This window comes from Rhodanobacter sp. C03, assembly GCF_002001175.1.
Taxonomy (GTDB): domain Bacteria; phylum Pseudomonadota; class Gammaproteobacteria; order Xanthomonadales; family Rhodanobacteraceae; genus Rhodanobacter.
Genome location: NZ_MUNT01000006.1, coordinates 94,727 through 112,144, shown reverse-complemented (window position 1 = coordinate 112,144; position 17,418 = coordinate 94,727). Strand labels below are relative to the sequence as shown.

The window sequence follows — 17,418 nt, the reverse complement described above, 5'->3', positions numbered from 1 at the left end:
AAACCAGACCCTTCGTGGCTGGCAATGCAGCCCAGTGGCCGATCCGGCCTGAAGGTGACGCATTGAACCACGCCGAACCGCCCCGCTGTCCAGTCAGACAGTCCATTCGCCGGCATGCCAGACGAAACAGCCACGCCCAACGAGTTGGTTTCCGGCAACTGATGGATTTCATACCCGCTTCCCGGTCATGGTCAAGCACGCGCGTCACATCTCGCAATCGCGACGGCGGGACGGTATGGTTCAGGCCTCCCCCACCACGCCTGTATCCCCATGTTCGAAGGATTGCGCTTCAACCACTGGAAGACCAGCGAGGGTGATGACGGCATCGTCACGCTGGCGCTCGACCGTGCCGACAGCAGCGTCAACGCGATTTCCCGCGCCGTTCTGGACGAGCTCGAACAGATCGTCGAGCGGCTGGCGATCGAAAAACCGGCCGGTGTGATCATCCATTCGGCCAAGCCCGCCGGGTTTGCAGTGGGTGCCGACATCAAGGCTTTCGTCGAGTACGCGAAGCACGACACCGTGCTGGAAAACATCGAGCACGGTCAGCGCGTCTACGAATCGCTGGCGCGCCTGCCCTGCCCGACGGTGGCCGCCGTACACGGTGCCTGCATGGGTGGCGGCACCGAACTGATCCTGGCCTGCCGCCAGCGCATCGCAGCCGATGACGACAAGACCCGGATCGCGCTACCCGAGGTAATGCTCGGCATCCATCCCGGCTGGGGTGGCACGGCACGCCTGCCACGGTTGATCGGCGCCACCGAAGCCCTGCCGCTGATGCTCACCGGCAAGTCGCTGTCGGCCAAACGCGCGCTGGGTCTGGGCGTAGTCGATCGCCTGGCTCGTCCCGAGGAGCTGCTGGTCGAGGCGCGCCTGCTGTTGCGTCGCCCGCAACCACACCCATTCGCGCGGCGCGCCAAGGCCTGGGCCACCAACACCTGGCTGGCGCGGCAGATCCTCGCCCCGGTGGTGCTCAAGCAGACCGCAGCGAAGGTGCGCAAGGAACACTACCCAGCACCGTTTGCGATGATCGACGTATGGAAGCGCGGCGGCTCCGATATCCAGCAGCGGCTGAAACTCGAGGCACGCTCGGTGGCGAAGCTTGCCAAGACGCCGACCGCGCAGAACCTGATCCGCCTCTTCTTCCTGCAGGAGCGCCTGAAGGGCCAGGGTGGCGGTACTGATCCAGGCATCAAGCACGTACATGTGGTCGGTGCCGGCGTGATGGGCGGCGACATCGCCGCGTGGGCCGCGCTCAAGGGTTTCGAGGTGACCCTGCAGGACCGCGAGATGAAATTCATCCAGCCTGCACTGGATCGTGCCCGCCAGTTGTACGAGAAGAAGCTGAAGGTGCCGGAGCAGATCGAGGTAGCCGTCCGTCGCCTGCGCGCCGACGTCGAAGGCAGCGGGGTGGCAACAGCCGATCTGGCGATCGAGGCGATCTACGAGAATGCCGAGGCGAAGCGTGAGTTGTACGCCAGGATCGAGCCGCAGTTCCAGACCGACGAGATCCTCGCCAGCAATACGTCCAGCATTCCGCTGGATCAATTACGCGGAAGCCTGAAGGCACCGCAACGCTTCCTCGGCCTGCACTTCTTCAATCCGGTGGCGCAGATGCCGCTGGTCGAAGTGGTGCGTCATGATCAGCTCGATCCGGCGATCGAGAAACGCGCGCTGGCGTTCTGCAAGGCGATCGGCAAACTTCCAGTGGTGGTCAAGGGTACGCCGGGTTTCCTGGTCAACCGCATCCTGATGCCGTACCTGCTGGAAGCGATGCGCTTGTACGGCGAAGGCGTGCCGGGGCCGGTGCTGGATCGCGAAGCGAAGAAGTTCGGCATGCCGATGGGACCGATCGAACTGGCCGACACCGTGGGTCTGGACGTCTGCGCCTCGGTCGGCAAGGAACTCGCACCGTTCCTCGGACTGGAAGTGCCGTCAGGCCTGGACGACAAGATTGAAGTCGGCAAGCGCGGCAAGAAGGACGGCCAGGGTCTGTATATCTGGCAGGACGGCAAGCCGCAGAAACCCGAAATCGACAAGGACTATGTGACGCCGCCGGACCTGCAGGAGCGCATGATCCTGCCGATGGTCAACGAAGCGATCGCCTGTCTCGCCGATGGCGTGGTCGATGATGCCGACCTGCTCGACGCGGGGGTGATCTTCGGCACCGGCTTTGCGCCGTTCCGCGGCGGCCCGATCCAGTACGCGCGCAGCGAAGGCGCCGACAAGCTCAAGACAAGACTGCAGCAACTGGCCCAGCGCTACGGCGACCGCTTCAAGCCGAAGAACGGCTGGGATCATTCCGCTCTGGAAAGCAAGAGCGAGGAGTGAGTGGATGAGGAGTGAGAAGTGAGTAAAAGCAACACGTCGCCCACTCTTTTTTCACTCCTACACTACTCACTTCTCGCTTGTCACCACATCAGATCGTCTGGCACGCCGTCGTCACCCACGCCGCTTGCATTCGGATCGATCAGCAGCGCGACCAGATGTGCATCGATGGCCCGCACCTGTTCGGCGATCTCGCGGCTGACCAGCAGGTAGCGGCCGCCTTGCTGCACTACGCCCAGCTCACCGGCATTGAGTGCCGCCAGCTGCGCGGCATCCACATGCACCCGACGGATCTTGCCGCCGTATTCGAAATTGCGTGGCTGATCGGCCTCGGCCTTGTTCAGCACCTTGCCGTCGAGCAATTGCTGGATCTGCAATTTACGCTCCCGACGCATCCGGGCCTGCTCAGCAGCTTCCTGTTCAACCCGCTTGCGCTCATGCGCTTCGGTCTGTGCGCGTATCGCATAGGCTTTGGCCAGGTCAATGTCTTCCTGACTCTGTCGCGCTGGTCGTGGCGCGTGCGACGAGACGTGCGGCTTTCCGCCGCCCTTGCGCACGGGTTTGCCGGGTTGCGGCGGCGCGTTGCGTTTGTCTTCGCGCGGACGGTCCGTTTGAACGCGGGTTACCTGAACCTGTTTGACGATGCCGCTCTTGAGCAGCTGATCGCGCAGGGAATCGGCCATGAGAATGATCCGTGGTCGGTGATCTGGAATATCAGTAATGCGGCGGCGGAGGTTCGTTGTGCGGGTCATCGGCCTGCGCGACGCGCATCGCCGAAAGCTCGCCATGCAGTTCGCGCATCGCACGTTCCAGCGCAGCTATCCGCTGCGACAAATCGGCGTCCGCGCTCGCCAGCGCCTGCACCGTGTCATCGATGAAGGTCAGCTTGACCTCCATCTCGTCGAGCCGCTGCTCATGTGCGTCGTTTGCATTCATCGGGTCACTCTCAGGCTGCGGCCACGGCCGATGCCGTAATAGGCCAGACCAGCCTCCTCCACCGCCGCGGGATCGTACAGATTGCGGCCATCGAAGATCGCCGGCTCGGCCAGCGCAGCACGGACCCGCGAAAAATCGGGACTGCGGAAGGCCTTCCACTCGGTCACCACCGCCAGCACATCGGCGCCCTGCAGAGCTTCGTTGGCGTGCTCGCACAGCACCAGATCCTCGCGTTCGCCGTACAGCCGGCGGGCTTCCGCACGCGCTTCCGGATCGAACGCGCGCACCTTGGCGCCGGCCTCCCACAACGCCTCCATCAGCTGCCGACTGGAAGCCTCGCGCATGTCGTCGGTATTCGGCTTGAACGCCAGTCCCCACAGCGCGATGGTCCTGCCGGCCAGCCGCCCGTCGAAGTGACGCGAAATCAGTTCGAACAGCTTGCCCTTCTGCTGCAGGTTCACCGCCTCGACGGCACCGAGCAGGCGTGCCTCATAACCGTAGCTGTGCGCGGTGCGTTCGAGCGCCTGCACGTCCTTGGGGAAACACGAGCCGCCGTAACCGGCGCCCGGATAGATGAAGTGGTAGCCGATCCGCGGATCCGAGCCGATACCCTGGCGCACCAGTTCCACGTCGGCACCGACCCGCTCGGCGATATTCGCGATCTCGTTCATGAAACTGATCTTGGTCGCCAACATCGCATTGGCGGCGTACTTGGTCAGTTCGGCCGAGCGTTCGTCCATCAGCACCATGCGCTCGTGATTGCGGTTGAACGGCGCGTACAGCTTGCGCAACACCGCCACCGCACGTTCGCTGGAGGCGCCCACGATGATCCGGTCCGGCCGCAGGCAGTCTTCCACGGCCGCGCCTTCCTTCAGGAATTCCGGGTTGGATACCACGTCGAACCCGACCTTGGCGTTGCGCGCAACCAATTCCGACGCCAATGCCTCGCGCACTCGATCGGCGGTGCCGACCGGCACAGTCGACTTGTTTACCACCACGGTGTAGCGATCCAGATGCCGGCCAATCGTCCCGGCCACTGCCAGCACATACTTCAGATCCGCACTGCCGTCCTCATCCGGCGGGGTGCCGACGGCGATGAAGATCACCTCACCATGCGCGATCGCGGGAGCCGCGTCGATGGTGAAATCGAGTTGTCCGCTGGCGTGGTTGCGTTTGACGATCGCTTCCAGACCCGGCTCGTAGATCGGAATCTCGCCGCGTTTCAGGCGTTCGATCTTGTCCGCGTCGACGTCGACGCAGATCACGTGATTGCCCATTTCCGCCAGGCAGGCGCCGGTGACCAGCCCCACATAACCGGTGCCGAATATGGTGACCTTCATCATCGTCGTGATGATCCCTTGAAACGTAAGCCGCCTATTCTAACCGCGCAGCCGACGGCACACGGCATTGACGACGACCAAAAAGCAGAAGGGCGCGGATCACTCCGCGCCCTTCTGTCATGTCACGACCGCGTAACGGTATTACTGGCCGCCACCCGGAGCGCCACCCTGGGGAGCAGCGCCAGCCGGCGTCGGGCCGGTGCCGACCAGAGTCACGTCGAAGATCAGCGTAGCATTCGGCGGCATCGGCGGCTGCGGTTCAGCACCGTAGGCCAGCGACGCCGGGATGAACAGCTTGTAATGGCCGCCTACCTGCATCAGCTGCAGACCTTCGCGGAAACCGGGAATCACGCCAGCCAGCGGGATCGGTGCCGGACCCGGCGGATTGTGCTTTGCCGAAGCGTCGAATACGGTCCCGTCGATGAAGGTACCGGTGTAGTCGATTTTCACCGTGTCGTTCGGACCCGGACGTGCGCCGGTACCCTGGCTGATCACCTGGTACTGCAGGCCCGAGGCTGTGGTCTTCACGCCCGCAGCGCTCTTGTTCTTGGCCAGGAAGGCGTCGCCCTCGGCCTTGTTCTTGGCGCCGACCCGGGTCATCTCGGCCTGGTACTTGGCCTGGATCTTGGCCATGAACGCGTCATGCACCTGTTTGGCTTCGGCTTCGCTCATGCTCGGCTTCTGGCCGGACAGCGCCGCCTGCACGGCACGGCCAACGGCCGCAGCGTCCAGCTCGTCACGCATGATCGGCGGAACCTGGGAAGCGATTTCCCAACCCACTACGTAGCTGGCCTTGGCCTTGTCGACCGTACCCGCGGCCGGGGCGGCGGCGCCGGTCTTGGCGGCCTGAGCGTACACGCCCGCAGTCATGCCCAGCGCAACGGCCATCGCGGCCGCCATCAGCGTGGGACGCAGAAAATGCTTCATTCGAAACTCCCTCATGTATGGATATGCCGGCGTTGCCGGCCGGGCCCCCCCGATGGAGGCAGGCCTCGCATTGTGCGGTGCTTGTCCGGTCTTGGCAACGTTGCAGGGCTCCGACCGTCAGTCTGCATAAAGGTTCCCAGCGCCAATGCTAGATCCGGCCAATCAGCCCGGACCGCCCGCCGATGGCCCCGGTTTGTTCAGGGTTTCCTTCAACGCCGCCTGCAGGCGCGCATGCATCTGCACCAAAGCGCGCCACAGCACCACCGCCAGCACCAAGCCGAGTACCACCAGCAACAACGCGATGCTACGCGGCGGCAGGATCGTCGAACCGAGCACGCTGACCAGCAAACCCAGTCCCAGCAGTGTCACCAACGGAATGACACGCGCCAGCACGTTACGGATCGCCTGCGTATAGGCTCCCGCAAACCGCTCACGTATGCCGATCTCGGCCAGCAACATGCCCAGCGCCTCGGCCTTGCGATAGATCGCGATCAGCATGGGCAGCGAAAGAAACAATGCACACGCCCAGATCAGCGTGTGCCGCAGATCGCGATCGATACCGAACATCGTGAACCAGCTCCAGTTGTGCGCATTGATATAGGCGCCCACGATGAACAGGGTTACCACCAGCAGCACGTTGATCGCGATATGCCACAGCAGCCGGCGGAAAATTGCAGCGATCGCCGCGTTCTCGTTGACCGGCTTGAGATTTTCCAGCCAGCCGCTGTAACTGGTCGCCAGCAGGCGGATCGAACGCGGCGTCAGCCATCGCAGGCCATTCGCCAGCCCGTCCGCCGAGCGGGTCAGATACGGCGAAGCCGCCATGCACAGCACGGATACCGCCACGGCAATCGGGTAGATGAAATTGCTGATCACGCCAAGCGAGAGTCCAAGCGTGGCGATCACGAACGAGAATTCACCGATCTGCGCCATGCCCAGCCCCGAGCGCAATGCCGTGCGCCCATCGTGACCAACCACGAAGATGCCCAGGCTGCATATCAGCGTCTTGCCGACAATCACCGCCAGCGCAATCAGCAACGCCGGCAATGCGTACTGCAGCAGCATAGACGGATCGATCTTCAGGCCGATCGCGACGAAGAACAGCGCCGCGAACATGTCACGCAGCGGCTCCACCAGGTGCAGCACGCGTCCCACGCTGCGCGATTCGGCCACTACCGCCCCGGCCAGGAATGCACCCAGCGCCACACTGAAGCCCATCCACGCAGCCAGCAGGCTGGCGCCAAAACAGATGCCCAGCACGCTGACCAGCAAGGTTTCATCGCGACCAAACCCGGCCACGTAGTCCACCAGCCGCGGCAGCAACAGCAGGCCGAGAATCATCCCCACCACCACGAACAGGCCGAGATGGCCAATCAATGTGAATGCAGTCTCTGCCTGCACCGAACCGCCGATCGCCACCGCCGTCAGCAAGGTGAGCATGACGATCGCCAGCATGTCCTCAGCCACCAGCAGGCCCACCACCAGCTGCGCAAAACGCTGATGCCGCTGACCGGCTTCCGCCAGAGTGCGGGTTGCCACCATCGTCGACGACAGCGAGATGATCGCGCCGAGGAACAGCGCATCCATGCCCTTCCAGCCGAACAAGCCGCCGATGCCTGCACCGATCCACAACATCAGGCCAACCTCGCCCACCGCCACAGCCAGCACGCCGATGCCGACCTCACGCAGCTTGCGTACGCTGAACTCCAAGCCCAGCGTAAACATCAGCAGCACGACACCGAGATTGGAGATGTCATCGATCGCGCGCGGATCGGCCACCAGCATGCCCGGCGTATGCGGGCCGATCAGCACACCGGCCAGGATGTAACCCAGCAGCACCGGCTGGCGCAGCCGCTGGAACAGGATCGTGGTGGCACCGGCCACCAGCATCACCATGGCAAGATCGCGGATGAAACCGATTTCGTGCATGCCACGACTCTTCAAGCATCAGATCGCTGCAGCTTAAACGAACGACGATCGACTTCTGCGCAAGCGCCGACGGCTGCCATGCATGAGCTTGACTGCCATCGTTCACCGAACGTGAAAAAAAGCTTGACGGATATCTGACTCGGACCTATTCTTTCGGGCTTCCAGCGGCGGGGCCATAGCTCAGCTGGGAGAGCGCCTGCATGGCATGCAGGAGGTCGGCGGTTCGATCCCGCCTGGCTCCACCAACTTGAATTGTCCCCATCGTCTAGAGGCCTAGGACATCACCCTTTCACGGTGGCGACCGGGGTTCGAATCCCCGTGGGGACGCCAAGTTGGCCCGCAATAGCTGGAAAGAAATGTGGAGCGGTAGTTCAGTTGGTTAGAATGCTGGCCTGTCACGCCGGAGGTCGCGGGTTCGAGTCCCGTCCGCTCCGCCACTGAAACGGAAAGCCCGCCTAGTGCGGGTTTTTTGTTGCCTGTCGTTTGGCCGCGCCGATCAATTCAAGTCACCGGCCGCAGCGTATCGGTGGAATGTCCCTGCTCCACCAGATATTCCAGCCAGCGCGAGAGAAACCCGTTCATGCGCAGCCGATGCTGGAACACGGTATGCGCTGGCGTGAACGGCCCCAGCACCTGCCACAAGTGTCGGCCGGGGTGGCAGTGCAGCGCCTCGGCCACATGCGCATCGGTATACATCCGAAGCTGTGCCGATGGCGCACGCTGGCCCGTATGTGCATCAACGAAGCCGTAGGTGAGCTCCAGCTCCAACGTGTAGGGATGGCATTCCTGTATATGCAGATGCACGTCCAGTCCGTCATCCACGTCGGAGACATAGCGACCAGGCGCGAGTTGCTGCGGCGCGAACAGACGCGTCAGCCGGTGATAGTTCTCCGCATACAGCCCCATCAGGAACTCGAAGCGTCCCGGCAGCAGGCTATGGCGATTGTCCAGTACGGCACTCATAAAAGGCGTGGCAACTCCAGTCGGCAATCAGAACATGGTCCGCTCGATCCCGAAGCGGTCAAAGATCTTGCTGGCGATCTCCTCGATCGACACATGCGTGGTGTTGAGGCTGGGAATGCCGGCCTGGCGCATCAGCCGATCGGCCTGCTCCAGCTCCCAGCGGCATTGCTTCAAGGTGGCATAACGGCTGCCCGCGCGACGCTGCTCGCGGATCTGCGTCAGCCGCTGCGGATCGATGGTCAAGCCGAACAACCGATCCCGGTACGGGCGCAGGCGCACCGGCAGTTCCAGTTTTTCCAGGTCCTCGTCGGTCAGCGGATAGTTGGCGGCACTGACACCGTAATGCAAGGCCATATACAGACAGGTGGGCGTCTTGCCAGACCGCGATACCCCGACCAGGATCAGGTCGGCCTGGGAATAATCCACGTCCATGCCGTCATCATGGGAAAGCGCGTAGTTGGTCGCATTGATACGTGCCTCGTACTTGGCGTAATCGACCATGCCATGCGAGCGATTGACCGCACCCGAGCGCTTGGTCGCCAGCTCCTCTTCCAGTGGTCCGATGAACGGTGCAAATACATCCAGCATCAGCGCGCCACTGGCGGCAACGATGTCGCACAGCGCGCGTTCGGCCATGGTGTTGACCACGATTGGGCGTTGTCCGCTCTGCGCGTAGTTGGTCTTGATGCGCAACGCGGCCGCCTCCGCCTTGTGCGCATTGTCGGTGAATGGCAGGCGGTGCTTGTCGAACTGCACGCCCTCGAATTGCGCCAGGATGCTGTTGCCGATCGTCTCCGCGGTAATACCAGTGGAGTCGGAGATGAAGAAAACCGTGCGCTGCATACAGTGTCCCGATCGCGTGGGTGCGTTTGTTCGCACCTTAGCGCAAGCACAAAACCCTGTCGCCGATTGACCGTCAGCTGACTGGTATGCCGTTGGAATGACATCCCCGGGCAATGGTCTTCTTGTGCTGTGCATCATCGGCAGCGGACAATACCAGTCCTTTGCAGCCCGCCTCCGGTCTGCCTGCCGCATCCATACCGTTATCCATCGAAAGCTCTTGAGGAGACACCCTTGAACGATCTGGTGCTTTGGCTCGACCAACTGCGCATGACTGACCTGGGCAAGGTCGGCGGCAAGAACGCCTCGCTCGGCGAAATGATCGGCAACCTCGCCAAACTTGGTGTGTCCGTGCCGGGTGGCTTCGCCACCACCGCTGACGCCTTCCAGCAGTATCTGGAAAAGAGCGGCCTGGCCAAGCGCATCCAGGAGCGTCTCGCATCGCTTGATGTCGATGATGTAGACACACTGGTCGCGGCCGGCAAGGAGATCCGTGGCTGGATCGTCGACACTGCCCTGCCGGCCGAGCTCGAGCAGGCTATCCGCGCGGCCTATATCAAGCTGTGCAAGGACGCTGGCGCCGAGGACATCGCCGTCGCCGTACGCTCGTCGGCCACGGCCGAGGATCTGCCGGACGCCTCGTTCGCTGGCCAGCAGGAAACCTTCCTCAACGTGGTCGGCATCGACGACGTGCTGCACAAGGTGAAGGAAGTCTTCGCCTCGCTGTACAACGACCGCGCGATCGCCTATCGCGTGCACCAGGGCTTCAAGCACGAGGACGTGTTCCTGTCCGCCGGTGTGCAGTTGATGGTGCGCTCCGATGTCGGCGCGTCCGGCGTGCTGTTCACCCTGGACACCGAGTCCGGCTTCCGTGACGTGGTATTCGTGACCGGTAGCTATGGCCTAGGCGAGATGGTCGTGCAGGGCGCAGTCAATCCGGATGAGTTCTACGTGTTCAAGCCGACCCTGCGCGACGGCAAGCCGGCCGTGCTGCGTCGCAATCTCGGTGCCAAGCAGCTGCGCATGGTCTATTCCAGCGCGCCCGGCGAACGCGTCCGCACCGAGGACACGCCAGCGGAAATGCGCAATAGGTTCTGCATCAACGACGAGGACGTGCAGGAGCTGGCGCGTCAGTCGCTGATCATCGAAAAGCATTACGACCGCCCGATGGACATCGAGTGGGCGAAGGACGGCAACACCGGCAAGATCTACATCGTGCAGGCGCGCCCGGAGACGGTGAAGTCGCGCTCGCACACGACCCAGCTCGAGCGCTTCCATCTCAGCGAGAAAGGCAAGGTGCTCGCCGAAGGTCGTTCGATCGGCCAGAAGATCGGCGCCGGCAAGGCGCGCGTGATCCGCTCGCTGAGCGACATGAACAAGGTGCAGCCGGGCGACGTGCTGATCGCCGACATGACCGATCCCGATTGGGAGCCGGTAATGAAGCGTGCCTCCGCGATCGTCACCAACCGCGGCGGCCGCACCTGCCATGCGGCGATCATCGCGCGTGAGCTTGGCGTACCGGCCGTGGTCGGCACCGGCAATGCGCTGGAGCTGATCCCCGACGGCACCGAGGTCACTGTCTCCTGTGCCGAGGGCGACACCGGCACGATCTACGAAGGCATCCTGAAGTTCGAGCGTGTCACCGCCGACCTGGGCGACATGCCCGAAGCGCCGCTGAAGATCATGATGAACGTGGCGAACCCGGAGCGCGCGTTCGACTTCGGCATGCTGCCGAATGCCGGCATCGGCCTGGCTCGCCTCGAGATGATCATCGCCAGCCACATCGGCGTGCATCCGAAGGCGCTGCTGGAATACGCCAAGCAGGACGCCGAGACCAAGGCGAAGATCGACGAACGCATCGCCGGCTACGCCGATCCGGTGAGCTTCTATGTGGATCGCCTTGCCGAAGGCATCGCCACCATCGCCGCCTCGGTCTATCCGAAGCCGGTGATCGTGCGCCTGTCGGATTTCAAGTCGAACGAATACGCCGGCCTGCTCGGCGGCTCGCGTTACGAGCCGCACGAAGAAAACCCGATGATCGGTTTCCGCGGCGCCAGTCGCTACGTCGATCCGAGCTTCGCCGAGGCGTTCGGACTGGAGTGCAAGGCGGTCAAGCGCGTGCGTGAAGTGATGGGCCTGGACAACGTATGGGTGATGATCCCGTTCGTGCGCACCTTGGGCGAAGGCCGCAAGGTGATCGAAGTGCTGGCCAAAAACGGCCTCAAGCAGGGCGAGCACGACCTAAAGATCATCATGATGTGCGAGGTGCCCTCGAACGCCCTGCTCGCCGATGAATTCCTCGATATCTTCGACGGCTTCTCGATCGGCTCCAACGATCTGACCCAGCTCACCCTCGGTCTCGACCGCGACTCCAGCATCGTCGCCAGCCTGTTCGACGAACGCGACCCGGCGGTGAAGAAGCTGCTGTCGATGGCGATCAAGACCGCCCGCGCCAAGGGCAAGTACATCGGCATCTGTGGCCAGGGCCCGAGCGACCATCCGGATCTGGCCGAGTGGCTGATGGAACAAGGGATCGAATCGCTGTCGCTGAACCCGGACACCGTGGTCGATACCTGGCTGCTACTGGCGAAAAAGAAAGCCAGCTGAGCCGGCTGACTGCCATTGCCATGGAACAAGAGGGCCGGAATCATCCGGCCCTTTCCATTTCGCAGACATGCCGGAATCGCGGTCAGCTCACTTTCGTTTCAATGACTGATCCGGCATCAGCGGAGCAACGCATCCTGACCACTCACCACCAAGGAAAGCTTCAGCTGGAGCGCACGATGATCGCGGTGATGTTGTCGTCGCCACCGCCATCGAGTGCGCTGAGCAGCAACTGATCGACGCATTCCTGCGACGCCAGATCGGTACGCGCAACCGTTCGTGCGATCGACGCGTCGCTGACGCCTTCGGTCAGGCCGTCACTGCACAGCAGGAAACCCATGCCTGGCTCAAGCTGACCGCGTGCCATGCCGATGTGCAGCTGCTCGGCTGCGGTCACACCCAGTGCCTGGGTAAGCACATTGCGTTGCGGGTGTTGCGAGGCCTGTGCCGGATCGAGCCGGCCAGCCTCGACCAGCGCCTGCACCAGCGAGTGGTCATGGCTGATCTGCCGCAACTCCCGCTTCCACAGGTAGATCCGACTGTCGCCTACCCAGGCGACTTCGTAGCCATCGCTTGTCAGCCGCAATGCCGCAATCGTGGTGCCCATCGGCAGCACGTCGAAGCTGGGTCGGGCATGCGCCTGCAGCCGTTCAGCCGCACCCTGCACAGCCTCGATCAGGCTGTGTCCACGGCCGACCAGATCAACCATCGCATCACGCACCAAAGCGGATGCAACCTCGCCATGCTGATGACCGCCCATGCCGTCGGCCACCAGAAACAGCCCCAGTGAGGCGTCGGCGTAATAGGTATCCTCATTGCGCGTGCGGCGCAGGCCGACATGCGTTCCGTGTCCGAATTCGATCATGGGCTTTCAGGTAAGGCGAGCTGCTGCAGCATGCCGGAACTACTGCTGGTTGTCACGGCAAGTCCTCTCGCGTATCATCCCCGGCTCGCATGAGCCACCATGCAATCCACTGGAGAGGTGGCAGAGTGGTCGAATGTACCTGACTCGAAATCAGGCGTGCGTGTAAGCGCACCGTGGGTTCGAATCCCACCCTCTCCGCCAGAAAAGCAAAACGCCCCCATGTGGGGCGTTTTGCTTTTCTGATGGTGACGGCTGGGTGAGAACCCACCCGGTTCGACAAATTCGTCCGAAACGAATTTGGACAGCCGAATGGCTGGCCCCGCAGCGAAGCGAAGGGGTTCGGCCCAAGGATGGGCCGAACAATCCCACCCTACACCTCGCCACATCGAGCGTGCGACGTTTACCTCTCCAGAAAAATCACTCCACCCGCCAAACACTCACCCCACCCGCACTCTTGTCCAACGCATCCAGCCGCTGCTCATGTAAAGCCAACTCTTCCATCGACGCATGCAGAACCAGCGGACGCGCATGCAAGGCCACCGGCGCGATAGCCGCCGTAGTGCGCTGCTCGCCCGCACCACCGAAACCGAGATCGAACGCCTCCTGCCCCGACGTCATCGCCAGATAGACATCAGCAAGCAACTGCGCGTCGATCAGGCCGCCGTGCAGGTCACGCCGCGAGTTGTCCACCCCCAAGCGCTTGCACAGCGCATCGAGACTGTTGCGCTGGCCCGGATAGCGTTCGCGCGCCATCACCAGCGTGTCGAGCACGCTGCAGCGATCGCCGATTCGGCCACTGCCGTTGTCCAACCGCCCCAGCTCGGCATCGAGAAACCCGATATCGAAACCGGCGTTGTGGATGATCAGTTCGGCGCCATCGATAAAGGCGAGGAACTCTTCCACCACCTCGGCGAAATGCGGCTTGTCGAGCAGGAATTCGTCGGCAATGCCGGTGACCTGCCGCGCACCTTCGTCGATCGCACGCTCCGGGTTGAGATACGTCTGGTAGTGCTGGCCGGTGAGCCGGCGCTCGACCATCTCGACGCAGGCAATCTCGATCAGCCGATGCCCCTGGCGAACTTCCAGGCCGGTGGTTTCCGTGTCGAGAACGATCTGTCTCATGCGGCGCCCTTCATCAGTTCGGCCTGTTCACGCGCAGCCTGGTCGACCCGCTCGTTCTCGGCATGTCCGTTATGGCCCTTCACCCACTTCCAGCGCACCTGATGCGTGCTGACCGCCGCGGACAGGCGCTGCCAGAGATCCTGGTTCTTCACCGGCTTCTTGTCGGCGGTACGCCAGCCGTTCGCGCGCCACTTCGGCACCCACTCCTCGATGCCCTGCATCACATAGCGCGAGTCGGTGGTGAGCATCACCTGGCACGGGCGCTTCAGTGCCTCCAGCGCACCGATCGCCGCCATCAGCTCCATCCGGTTGTTGGTGGTGGCCGGATCACCACCGGCGACCATGCGTTCGCTGCCCTTGGCCCGCAGCAGGGCAGCCCAGCCACCGGGACCCGGATTGCCCAGACAGGCACCATCGGTAAATGCTTCCACTTCGCTCATCGTTGTCCACGTATTCCATTGAAAGTCACAGCGCCGAACTGCGCCGCGTACCAGGCGACAGTCGACTGTTGGCCGGTACCCGCACAGGTGCCGGTTTGATCCGCAGCGGCGTGGCCATGCGGCGACGCTTGCGCGCGATCAGCACAAAACCGCCGCCCCATGCATTCACGCCAGTCGGGCCCGCTGCCGGCCTGTCGGCTGGCCATGTACGGCCCACCCGTTGCGCCCGCTCGATCTCCAGTCCGGCCTGCTGCAGGCCAAGACTGAGCCGCAGCGGTACCTGCAGAACCGGTTGCCGGCCACGCGTACGCCACCAGAACCACGGTGCCCAGACGCTGAGCGGATGCACGCCGGTCACCACCAGCACGCCGCCGGGCGCCAGCACGCGAACCGCTTCGGCGAGTACGTATGAGGGTGCCGGTACGACCTCCAGTGCGTGACGCAACAGCACGAGCTCAAACGCATCGTCGACAAAGGGCAATGGCTCGTCCACGGTGGCGTGCAGATCCCCGCGATAACGGTTGTTGCTCACGCACAACCGAGTCCAGCTGCCCAGCAACGGCAACACGGGTGGCGCATCGTTGATGGTCGCGCTCAGCAGGAGTCCATGCGTGCCGAAACAGCGCTGCAAATCGGTAGCCATCACACGCGTCTGCTCATCCAGCAATCGGCGCAACGGCGCACTGGCATAGATGTCGCGATCACGTTGAAGCATGCAGCCGGCCTGATCCCAATTCTGTCTGCAGAGTGTAGCCGTTGGTGAGCGCCGGCAGCAGAGGAAACGGTACTGCCGCACGCAGCTGAACAATCAAATGCCCGGTTAACGATCTGCTAACGAGCCTGCGGCGGAGCCTGTCTATAGTCGGGCGCTTCACGCACGCCCCGGATGGCTGCGTCTGTCGTTCGCCAAGGAATCAGCATCCGCTTCACCGGATGTTCCTTAAACGCAAAACGCAGCGGAGCTCCATCTTGCACCTCGTCCCGTTACCAGCCCTGCTGGACAACTACATCTGGCTGCTGCACGACGACGACGGCAATGCGATCGTGGTCGATCCCGGCGATGCTGGCGTAGTGGAGCACGCCCTGGCCGCACGACAGCTGCGACTGCGTGCCATCCTGCTGACGCATCATCATCATGATCACATCGGCGGTGCCGCCGAACTGCACGGGCAGCATGCTGCGCCCGTGTACGCGCCCGACGACGAACGCATCGAGGCAGCCACCGTCCGGGTACATGACGGCGACACGATCGAGCTGGCGTCGCCGCGGGTTCGCTTTGACGTGATCGCCATTCCAGGCCATACGCTCAGCCATCTCGCCTACGTCGGGGCAGGCCTGCTGCTGTGTGGCGATACCTTGTTCAGTCTGGGCTGCGGGCGGCTGTTTGAGGGCAGTCCGGCCCAGATGCTCGCGTCGCTGGATCGTCTGTCAAGCCTGCCGGGAGAAATCCTGGTTTGCGGCGGCCACGAATACACCGAGACCAACGGGCGTTTTGCACACACCATCGAACCGGAGAACCCCGAACTGCACCAGCGTCTGCAGGAAGTCTCGGCACTGCGCGCGCAGCTTCGCCCGACGCTGCCAATTGCACTGGCCCGCGAGCTGGCGACCAACCCGTTTCTGCGCGTCGATACCGATGCAGTGGCTGCATGGTGCCGGCAACACGGCATCGACAGCGATCGGGTCGCCCGCTTTGCTGCCGTGCGCGCCGCCAAGGACGAATTTTGCTGATGAAGATGCGCCATCTCCAAGCGCTGCCGCTGGCACTGTCGATCCTGCTGGCCGCCTGCGCTGGCGTACCCTCGCAGGCACCGCATCGACAAGTCACCGTGACCCCAACAGCAGCAACGGCAACGACCATTGATAGCGCCGCCGTACCGGTACTCGACAAAGTCGCTGTCACGCCAGCGACGGTCGATATGTGGGATCAGCTGCGCGGCAGTTTTGCCATGGCCGACTGTGATGCAGACCCAGGGATCCTGACCTGGGCCAGGCGCTATACCCACAATCCGCAGCAGTTCGAGAACCAGCTGCATGAAGTGTTGCCGCAACTGGCCTACGTGCAGCAAGTAGCTGCCCGATACGACGTGGCGGGCGAATTCGTGTTGCTGCCCTGGGTAGAGAGTCATTTCCGGCCGGTGCCTGGACGCAGGAGCCTGCCTGCCGGCATGTGGCAGATCATGCCGGTCACGGCCGGATCAATGGGATTGCGTGTCGATGGCCATTACGACGGCCGCCTTGATGTGCCCGCTGCCGCCAACGCCGTGATGAAATTGCTCGAGCAATACCACAACCAGTTTCACGACTGGCGAGTAGCCGATTACGCCTACAACGCTGGTGAATCCGCCGTACGGAAATTGATCCAGCAGCATGGCATGCCAGCGAATAAGCCCGTAATTCCCTCGTGGCCGGTGCGCAAGGTGACTCGCGAACATCTGACCAAGCTGCTCGCGATCGCCTGCGTGGTACGCGAACCGGAGCGCTTCAATGTGAGCCTGCCCACGCTGCTGAGTGAACAGCGCCTGGTACAGGTGGCACTCCCCCGCTCCATGCCGATTGCACAAGCAGCCGATCATGCCGGCATGTCAGTGGATGCCTTGAAGGATCTCAATGCCGCGTTCCGCAGCAACACGGTCGATACCGCCGCCGCATCGTATTTGCTGTTGCCGGTCAGCCACGCCCAGCAGTTCCGTGATGCCTTGCCGGATCAGACGAGCGGCACCACCGCCAAGGTGGCACCTCCGTTCGTCGATGGCAGTGCTAGCGATCCGGTTGCCTCATCCACCACGGCCAGCAGTCCGGCGGTCGCCAGCACGCGCCGAAAAACCCACACCGTGCAGGATGGTGAAAGCCTGTGGCAGATCGCCCGTCGTTACGCCGTGAGCACGGCCGAGCTGCAGCGCTGGAATCATCTGCACGGAAATGTCCTGAAGCCAGGTCAGCTGCTGCAGGTCGGCAGTACCCACTGATGCACCCGCGCACCGCTGTGCCGCCGCAGTGTCAGCATCGACGAGGCCGGTAACACCGGCTACAACATCTTCGGCATGACCGGCATCTGAACTTCGCGGCGGCATGCAAAAGTGGCGGCCATTGGCCGCCACTTTGTGTGTCACGGATCGCCTGG

Annotated in this window: 15 protein-coding genes and 4 tRNA genes; 8 read left to right on the top strand and 11 right to left on the bottom strand. The window is 63.0% G+C overall.

The features are described from left to right. Positions 1 to 270 precede the first annotated feature (270 nt). Positions 271 to 2,331: a 3-hydroxyacyl-CoA dehydrogenase NAD-binding domain-containing protein gene (locus B0E48_RS08775; protein ID WP_077517766.1), complete on the top strand. Its 2,061-nt coding sequence runs from the start codon at positions 271 to 273 to the stop codon at positions 2,329 to 2,331. 80 nt (positions 2,332 to 2,411) lie between these two features. Here B0E48_RS08775 and B0E48_RS08770 read toward each other — a convergent pair whose 3' ends face one another. The 5 genes from B0E48_RS08770 to B0E48_RS08750 form a co-directional block, all read right to left on the bottom strand. After that, complete coding sequence (locus B0E48_RS08770; RefSeq protein WP_077517765.1) at positions 2,412 to 3,011, bottom strand: DUF2058 family protein; 600 nt, start codon at positions 3,009 to 3,011, stop codon at positions 2,412 to 2,414. Between the two features lie 31 nt (positions 3,012 to 3,042). Further along, positions 3,043 to 3,264: a SlyX family protein gene (locus B0E48_RS08765; protein ID WP_077517764.1), complete on the bottom strand. Its 222-nt coding sequence runs from the start codon at positions 3,262 to 3,264 to the stop codon at positions 3,043 to 3,045. Next, the gene (locus B0E48_RS08760; protein WP_077518358.1) at positions 3,261 to 4,604 is read right to left on the bottom strand and encodes a UDP-glucose/GDP-mannose dehydrogenase family protein; all 1,344 of its coding nucleotides are present in this window, start codon (positions 4,602 to 4,604) and stop codon (positions 3,261 to 3,263) included. The genes B0E48_RS08765 and B0E48_RS08760 overlap by 4 nt, the downstream gene beginning before the upstream one ends. 141 nt (positions 4,605 to 4,745) lie before the next feature. Next, positions 4,746 to 5,531, bottom strand: a complete 786-nt coding sequence (locus B0E48_RS08755) for an FKBP-type peptidyl-prolyl cis-trans isomerase (protein WP_077517763.1) — start codon at positions 5,529 to 5,531, stop codon at positions 4,746 to 4,748. A 162-nt stretch (positions 5,532 to 5,693) separates the two neighbouring features. Then, positions 5,694 to 7,460: a cation:proton antiporter gene (locus tag B0E48_RS08750; RefSeq protein WP_077517762.1), complete on the bottom strand. Its 1,767-nt coding sequence runs from the start codon at positions 7,458 to 7,460 to the stop codon at positions 5,694 to 5,696. Positions 7,461 to 7,629: 169 nt separating this feature from the next. Here B0E48_RS08750 and B0E48_RS08745 point away from each other — a divergent pair. From B0E48_RS08745 to B0E48_RS08735, 3 genes are all read left to right on the top strand, one after another. Then, positions 7,630 to 7,705, top strand: a tRNA-Ala gene (locus tag B0E48_RS08745). Between the two features lie 9 nt (positions 7,706 to 7,714). Next, a tRNA-Glu gene (locus B0E48_RS08740) sits at positions 7,715 to 7,790 on the top strand. A gap of 30 nt (positions 7,791 to 7,820) precedes the next feature. Then, a tRNA-Asp gene (locus tag B0E48_RS08735) sits at positions 7,821 to 7,897 on the top strand. Between the two features lie 64 nt (positions 7,898 to 7,961). Here the strand turns inward: B0E48_RS08735 and B0E48_RS08730 are convergent. Together B0E48_RS08730 and B0E48_RS08725 are read right to left on the bottom strand one after the other, a co-directional pair. Next, the gene (locus tag B0E48_RS08730) at positions 7,962 to 8,423 is read right to left on the bottom strand and encodes a DUF1249 domain-containing protein (RefSeq protein WP_077517761.1); all 462 of its coding nucleotides are present in this window, start codon (positions 8,421 to 8,423) and stop codon (positions 7,962 to 7,964) included. A 27-nt stretch (positions 8,424 to 8,450) separates the two neighbouring features. Further along, positions 8,451 to 9,266, bottom strand: a complete 816-nt coding sequence (locus tag B0E48_RS08725; RefSeq protein WP_077517760.1) for a pyruvate, water dikinase regulatory protein — start codon at positions 9,264 to 9,266, stop codon at positions 8,451 to 8,453. Positions 9,267 to 9,497: 231 nt separating this feature from the next. Between B0E48_RS08725 and ppsA the strand changes: the two genes are divergently transcribed. Then, positions 9,498 to 11,870 carry a phosphoenolpyruvate synthase gene (gene ppsA / locus B0E48_RS08720; RefSeq protein WP_077517759.1) on the top strand — a complete coding sequence of 791 codons (2,373 nt, stop codon included), beginning with the start codon at positions 9,498 to 9,500 and terminating at the stop codon, positions 11,868 to 11,870. A gap of 160 nt (positions 11,871 to 12,030) precedes the next feature. Here ppsA and B0E48_RS08715 read toward each other — a convergent pair whose 3' ends face one another. Further along, entirely contained in the window at positions 12,031 to 12,732 is a 702-nt protein-coding gene (locus B0E48_RS08715; RefSeq protein WP_077517758.1) for a protein phosphatase 2C domain-containing protein, read from the bottom strand. Positions 12,733 to 12,843: 111 nt separating this feature from the next. Here B0E48_RS08715 and B0E48_RS08710 point away from each other — a divergent pair. Continuing rightward, a tRNA-Ser gene (locus B0E48_RS08710) sits at positions 12,844 to 12,933 on the top strand. Between the two features lie 216 nt (positions 12,934 to 13,149). Here the strand turns inward: B0E48_RS08710 and dnaQ are convergent. The 3 genes from dnaQ to B0E48_RS08695 are packed head-to-tail and all read right to left on the bottom strand — an operon-like array spanning position 13,150 to position 15,009. Then, positions 13,150 to 13,854, bottom strand: a complete 705-nt coding sequence (gene dnaQ, locus B0E48_RS08705; RefSeq protein WP_077517757.1) for a DNA polymerase III subunit epsilon — start codon at positions 13,852 to 13,854, stop codon at positions 13,150 to 13,152. Then, positions 13,851 to 14,294, bottom strand: a complete 444-nt coding sequence (gene rnhA, locus B0E48_RS08700) for a ribonuclease HI (protein ID WP_077517756.1) — start codon at positions 14,292 to 14,294, stop codon at positions 13,851 to 13,853. Before rnhA ends, dnaQ begins: the two co-directional genes overlap by 4 nt. A gap of 25 nt (positions 14,295 to 14,319) precedes the next feature. Continuing rightward, positions 14,320 to 15,009, bottom strand: coding sequence for a methyltransferase domain-containing protein (locus B0E48_RS08695; protein WP_077517755.1), 690 nt, complete (start codon positions 15,007 to 15,009; stop codon positions 14,320 to 14,322). Between the two features lie 254 nt (positions 15,010 to 15,263). Between B0E48_RS08695 and gloB the strand changes: the two genes are divergently transcribed. Both gloB and B0E48_RS08685 read left to right on the top strand, forming a co-directional pair. Then, on the top strand, positions 15,264 to 16,025 hold the full coding sequence (gene gloB, locus B0E48_RS08690; protein ID WP_077518357.1) for a hydroxyacylglutathione hydrolase: 762 nt from the start codon (positions 15,264 to 15,266) through the stop codon (positions 16,023 to 16,025). A 5-nt stretch (positions 16,026 to 16,030) separates the two neighbouring features. Next, positions 16,031 to 17,263: a transglycosylase SLT domain-containing protein gene (locus B0E48_RS08685; RefSeq protein ID WP_343124599.1), complete on the top strand. Its 1,233-nt coding sequence runs from the start codon at positions 16,031 to 16,033 to the stop codon at positions 17,261 to 17,263. Positions 17,264 to 17,418 lie beyond the last annotated feature (155 nt).